Source organism: Streptomyces sp. DvalAA-14 (assembly GCF_900091855.1).
GTDB lineage: Bacteria > Actinomycetota > Actinomycetes > Streptomycetales > Streptomycetaceae > Actinacidiphila.
Window position 1 is genome coordinate 1 of record NZ_FMCH01000397.1, and the last position, 6,034, is coordinate 6,034.

General features: G+C 72.8%; 5 protein-coding genes. 2 read left to right on the top strand and 3 right to left on the bottom strand.

The genetic code is table 11. The features are described 5' to 3' along the window. Positions 1 to 288: 288 nt before the first annotated feature. Entirely contained in the window at positions 289 to 1,518 is a 1,230-nt protein-coding gene (rocD, locus tag GA0115240_RS21105; protein WP_256069911.1) for an ornithine--oxo-acid transaminase, read from the bottom strand. A 186-nt stretch (positions 1,519 to 1,704) separates the two neighbouring features. Between rocD and trpS the strand changes: the two genes are divergently transcribed. Further along, positions 1,705 to 2,730 carry a tryptophan--tRNA ligase gene (gene trpS, locus GA0115240_RS21110; RefSeq protein WP_093738521.1) on the top strand — a complete coding sequence of 342 codons (1,026 nt, stop codon included), beginning with the start codon at positions 1,705 to 1,707 and terminating at the stop codon, positions 2,728 to 2,730. 238 nt (positions 2,731 to 2,968) lie between these two features. Then, positions 2,969 to 3,544 (top strand): 2'-5' RNA ligase family protein, encoded by a 576-nt coding sequence (locus tag GA0115240_RS21115; protein WP_093738529.1) that lies wholly within the window; start codon positions 2,969 to 2,971, stop codon positions 3,542 to 3,544. 162 nt (positions 3,545 to 3,706) lie between these two features. On the opposite strand, the gene GA0115240_RS21120 is transcribed toward GA0115240_RS21115, so the two are convergent. Together GA0115240_RS21120 and GA0115240_RS21125 are read right to left on the bottom strand one after the other, a co-directional pair. Further along, the gene (locus tag GA0115240_RS21120; protein WP_093738523.1) at positions 3,707 to 4,462 is read right to left on the bottom strand and encodes a decaprenylphospho-beta-D-erythro-pentofuranosid-2-ulose 2-reductase; all 756 of its coding nucleotides are present in this window, start codon (positions 4,460 to 4,462) and stop codon (positions 3,707 to 3,709) included. Between the two features lie 58 nt (positions 4,463 to 4,520). Then, positions 4,521 to 5,906, bottom strand: a complete 1,386-nt coding sequence (locus tag GA0115240_RS21125) for an FAD-binding oxidoreductase (RefSeq protein ID WP_093738525.1) — start codon at positions 5,904 to 5,906, stop codon at positions 4,521 to 4,523. Positions 5,907 to 6,034: the final 128 nt, after the last annotated feature.

Sequence of the window (6,034 nt, forward strand, 5' to 3'; positions counted from 1 at the left end):
ACGGCCCCCTTGCGGGGGTGCGCCACCGTTGGCGGTCGGCGGTTCGTGGGTGTTCTCACCGGTGCCGCCCGTGCGGGTGGGTTTCTCGGCTGACGGCCCCCTCGCGGGGGCGTGCCAGCGTCGGCGTCCGTCCGCTCCCGTGCGGGCGTTTCTCACCGGCCCCGCCCGTGCGGGCCCCCTCGCGGGGGCGTGCCAGCGTCGGCGGCCACCCGTCCGTGGGGGTGTTGCCCACTCCCGCCCGTGCGGGTGGGTTCGGCGGTTGGTGTGCCGCCCGGGGAGGGGCCGCCCTCAGGGCAGTAGGACCTCGCGGAGGCGCGCCACGCCCCAGTCCAGGTCGTCTTCCGTGATGACGAGGGGCGGGGCCAGGCGGATGGTGGAGCCGTGGGTGTCCTTGACGAGGAGGCCGCGGGTGAGGAGGTGTTCGGAGATGGTGCGGCCGGTGCCGAGGGCGGGGTTGACGTCGAGGCCGGCCCACAGGCCGCGGCCGCGGACCGCGGTGACCGCGCCGGTGGCGGTCAGGGAGCGGAGTTCGGCGTGCAGGTGGTCGCCGAGGGCGGTCGCGCGCTGCTGGTATTCGCCGGTGCGCAGCATCGCCAGCACCTCCAGGCCGACCGCGCAGGCCAGCGGATTCCCACCGAAGGTGGACCCGTGCTCGCCGGGGCGGAAGACACCCAGCACCTCGCGGGAGGAAACCACCGCCGAGACCGGGACGACCCCCCCGCCGAGCGCCTTGCCGAGCACGTACATGTCCGGGACCACGCCCTCGTGCTCGCACGCGAAGGTGCGGCCGGTGCGGCCGAGGCCGGACTGGATCTCGTCGGCTATGAACAGCACCCCGCGGTCGGCGGTGAGCTGCCGCACCCCGGTGAGATAACCCGGCGGCGGGACGAGGACGCCGGCCTCGCCCTGGATCGGCTCCAGCAGCACCGCGACGGTGTTCTCGTCGACCGCCGCGTCCAGAGCGGCCAGGTCGCCGTAGGGCACGACGGTGAAGCCGGGGGTGTAGGGGCCGAAGTCGGCGCGGGCCTCGGGGTCGGTGGAGAAGCTGACGATGGTGGTGGTGCGGCCGTGGAAGTTGTCGGCGGCCACCACGATGGTGGCCTTGCCGTCGGGGACGCCCTTGACCTTGTAGCCCCACTTGCGGGCGGTCTTGATCGCGGTCTCCACCGCCTCCGCGCCGGTGTTCATCGGCAGCACCATCTCCATGCCGCACAGCTCCGCCAGCTCCGTGCAGAACGCGGCGAAACGGTCGTGGTGGAAGGCGCGCGAGGTGAGCGTGACCCGGTCGAGCTGGGCCTTGGCGGCGGCGATCAGCCGCGGGTGGCCGTGGCCGAAGTTCAGCGCCGAGTACCCGGCCAGCATGTCCAGATAGCGGCGGCCCTCGACATCCGTCATCCAGGCGCCCTCGGCGGAGGCGATGACGACCGGCAGGGGGTGGTAGTTGTGCGCGCTGTGCGCCTCGGCCGCCGCGATGTCGCGTTCGGTGGCCGTGGTACCGGCACTGGAGAGGGTGGTCACGTGCTACTCCGTTCGTTGTACGTCGGGAGACAGGCCGGGCCTGGCGCGGGGCAGGTGTGGTGCCCTCTTTCCATGGTCGCGCACTGCGACGGGCCGCGGGAGCGCCGGGCGCGGGGTCGTCACGGGGGTGTACGGAAGGTACCGCGGGGGTGGGGCCGCGCGGGGGCGACCTGAGAGAATAGGGCCATGGCCTCTGAACGCATCCCCGGGCGTCCGCGCGCCCTCTCCGGCATCCAGCCCACCGCGGGTTCCTTCCACCTGGGCAATTACCTCGGTGCGGTCCGCCAGTACGTGGCGCTCCAGGAGACCCACGACGCGTTCTACATGGTGGTGGACCTGCACGCGATCACCGTGCCGCAGGACCCGGCGGAGCTGCGGGCCAATACCCGGCTCGCCGTCGCCCAGCTGCTGGCGGCCGGGCTCGACCCGGAGCGGTGCACGCTGTTCATCCAGAGCCATGTGCCCGAGCACACCCAGCTCGGCTGGCTGATGAACTGCATCACCGGCTTCGGCGAGGCCTCCCGGATGACGCAGTTCAAGGACAAGTCCGCCAAGCAGGGCGCCGACCGGGCCACCGTCGGCCTGTTCACCTACCCGATCCTGCAGGTCGCGGACATCTTGCTGTACCAGGCGGACGCGGTGCCGGTCGGCGAGGACCAGCGGCAGCACATCGAGCTGACCCGGGATCTCGCCGAGCGTTTCAACGGCCGCTTCGGCCCGACCTTCACCCTGCCGCAGGCGTACATCGTGCGCGAGGTCGCCAAGATCCACGACCTGCAGGACCCGACGGCCAAGATGAGCAAGTCGGCGGCGTCGGCGAAGGGCCTGGTCAACCTGCTGGACGAGCCGAGCGTGTCGGCGAAGAAGTTCCGCTCGGCGGTGACCGACACCGAGACCGTGGTGCGGTTCGACGAAAAGGACAAGCCGGGCGTCAGCAATCTGCTCACCATTCACTCCGCGCTCACCGGCACCGGAATCGCGGAACTCGAGGAGCAGTACGCCGGCAAGGGCTACGGTGCGCTCAAGACGGACGTCGCGGAGATCTTCGTGGCGTGGGTCACACCGTTCCGGGAGCGTACGCAGGAGTATCTGGGGGATCCGGAAACACTGGACGCGGTGATGGCCAAGGGGGCCGAGAAGGCGCGGGCGGTCGCGGCGGAGACGCTGGCGGCCGCCTACGACCGGATCGGCTTCGTACCGGCGAAGCACTGACGCACTGACGTACGGCGGCACTGAGGCACTGAGGCACCTACGCACTGAGGGTCGGCTCGGCGCGCGGGGCGGCGGGCGGCGGTCACGGGGGCCGCCCGTTCGGCGGATCGCGGGAATCTGTGACCGACGTCGCTGTCCGGCGCGCCTTTCCACGCGCGACACTGGCTCTCGGTTGCCCGAGTTTGTGACCGACGTGGGGATTCGACGTGGGAAAGGGGTGTACGCCATGGGAAGCACGGTGGGTGCCACCACGATCGGTGTGTCCATCGCGGTCCCGGAGCCGTACGGCCGGCTGCTCCAGGAACGGCGGACGTCGTTCGGCGACCCGGCGGCCGGCGCCATCCCCACCCATGTGACGCTGCTGCCGCCGACCGAGGTCGGTCCGGCGGAGCTGCCCGTCTTCGGCCGGCATCTGGAGCGGGTTGCCGCCGAGGGCCGCCCCTTCGCCATGCGGCTGGAGGGCACGGAGACCTTCCGGCCGCTCACGCCCGTGGTCTACCTGCGGGTGGCCGAGGGCGGCCCGGCGTGCGCGGAACTCCAGGAACGGGTCCGGTCCGGGCCGCTCTGCCGCGACCTCCAGTTCCCCTACCACCCGCATGTGACGGTGGCCCACGGCATTCCCGACGACGCGCTGGACCGCGCCCAGGCCGAGCTGGCCGGCTTCGCGGCCGGCTGGACGGCGGGCGGCTTCGCCCTCTACGTCCAGGGTGAGGACGGGGTCTGGGTGAAGGTCCGCGACTTCCCGTTCGGCCCGCCGGACGAGCACCCGGCGGTGCCGCAGCAGCAGGTCTCCCGCACCCCGACCCGGATCTGACCGTCCGGCCCGGGTCTGACCGTCCGGCCCGGGTCTGACCGTCCGGCCCGGGTCTGACCGTCCGGCCCGGGTCTGACCGTCCGCCCCGGTCCGGCACGGACCTTCGGCGCGCCCCTGGATCCGCAGCTGGATCGGCCGCCGGGTCGGCCGCCGGATCGAAAGCTAGATCGGGAGCTTGCGGAAGACCGCCCGCGGCAGGTGGCGCAGCACCGTCATGACCGGGCGGAGCGTGCCGGGGACCCAGAGCAGTTCCGCGCGGCGGCGCAGGCCCGATTCGATGGCCGCGGCGACCGCGTCGGCGGTGGTGGACAGCGGTACTTCCGGCCGGCCCGCGGTCATCTTGGTGCGGACGAAGCCGGGCCGGACCACCAGCACGTGGACGCCCGTCGGGCGCAGCGCGTCGCCCAGGCCCTGGGTGAAGACGTCGAGGCCCGCCTTGCTGCTGCCGTAGATGAAGTTGGAGCGGCGGCCCCGCTCGCCGGCCACCGAGGACAGCACGATCAGCGAGCCGTGGCCCTGACGCTGCAGCGCGGTGCCGCAGACCAGGGCGGCGGACACCGCGCCGGCGTAGTTGATCTGGGCGACCCGGACCGCGGCGGCCGGCTCCTGCTCGTCGCGCGCCTGGTCGCCGAGCACGCCGAAGGCGAGCAGCACCGCGTCCACGTCGCCCTCGGCGAACACCTTGCCGAGGGCGTCCTCGTGGGAGGCCGGGTCGAGCGCGTCGAAGGGGACCACCCGGGTGTCGGCGCCCAGCGCGCGCAGTTCGGCCGCGGCGGCGTCCAGGCCGGGGGAGGGCCGGCCGGCCAGCCAGACCGTCCGGGTGCGGCGGCCGATCAGCCGCCGGGCGGTGGCCAGTCCGATCTCGGAGGTGCCGCCGAGCAGCAGCAGCGACTGCGGTGCTCCGAATGCGTCCTTCATGTGCGTACTCCCTCTGTCGTCCTGATGTGCCGCGACAAGCGCCGGTCGGCGCCCTCGGCTACAGCCCCAGCCGGCGTGCCAGGTCCGAGGTGATGGCCCCCCGCGGGTCCAGCCGGGTGCGCAGTTCGCGGAAGTCGTCGAGCCGCGGGTACATCAGGGCCAGCATGTCCGGGCGCAGCCGGGAGTCCTTGGCGAGGTACACCCGGCCGCCGGCGCCGGCCACCTCGTCGTCCAGTTCGTCCAGCAGCGCGCCGAGTCCGGACAGCGACGCGGGGATGTCCAGCGCCAGCGTCCAGCCGGGCACCGGGAAGGACAGCCAGCCCGGATCGGCCGCGCCGAACCGCTTGAGCACCGCGAGGAAGGACGGGCAGCCGCGGGTGCTCAGCCGCCGGACGATCCGGCGCAGCGCCTCCTCCTGGCCGTAGCCGACCACGAACTGGTACTGCACGAAGCCGCTGCGGCCGTAGATCCGGTTCCATTCCGGCAGGCCGTCCAGGGGGTGGAAGAAGGGGGCGATCTTCTGCAGCCGGCCGCGGCGCTCGCGCGGTGCCTTGCGGTACCACAGCTCGTTGAACAGCCCCACCGTGGTCCGGCCGAGCAGCCCGTCGGGCACGAAGCGCGGGGGGGCGGGCAGCCGGCCGGGCCGGAAGGCCAGCGGGGTGCGGCGGGCGCGCCTGGGCAGTGCCTCCAGCGGGGCGTGGTCGCCGCGGGTCAGCACGGCCCGTCCGGTTCGGGAGCCGCGTGCCAGCAGGTCGATCCAGGCCACCGAGTAGCGGTAGAGGTGGTCGGTGGCGGTCAGCCGGGCCATCAGGTCGTCCAGGTCGGCGGCGCGCTCGGTGTCCACCGTCATCAGTGAGGTCTCCACCGGCAGCAGCTGGATGGTGGCGGCCAGCACCACCCCGGTCAGGCCCATGCCGCCGGCGGTGGCCCAGAACAGCTCGGGTTCGTCCTCGGGGGTGACGAGCCGGGTCTCGCCGTCGCCGGTGAGCAGCTCCAGGGCCCGTACGTGCCGGGTGAAGGAGCCCGAGACATGGTGGTTCTTGCCGTGGATGTCGGCGCCGATGGCCCCGCCGACCGTCACGAAGCGGGTGCCGGGAGTGACCGGGACGAACCAGCCCAGCGGGAGCAATACCTCCATCAGCCGGTGCAGGGAGACGCCCGCGTCGCAGGCCACCAGTCCGTTCACCGCGTCGATCTCGTGGATGCGGTCCAGACCCGTCATGTCCAGGACCGCGCCGCCCGCGTTCTGTGCCGCGTCGCCGTACGCCCGGCCGAGTCCGCGGGCGATGATCCCGCGCCCGTCGCAGCCACGGACGGCGGCGAGGGTCTCCTCGTACGACCCCGGGCGCAGCAGCCGCGCGGTGGTGGGAGCGGTCCGGCCCCAGCCGGTGACGGACGTGGAGGTCGGCGCGGAGGCGGTGGTCGGGGCGGGAGGTACGGGCATACCGGTGACGGTATCGCCGGAGAACGGACCGATGGCGTGGAATGCGGCTTATGCGGCTTTTCTCACTGAAAGGGCGAACGGCCGTGCGTGAGGGAGCCGCTCGCACGGTAAGAACTTGTCGTCTGATA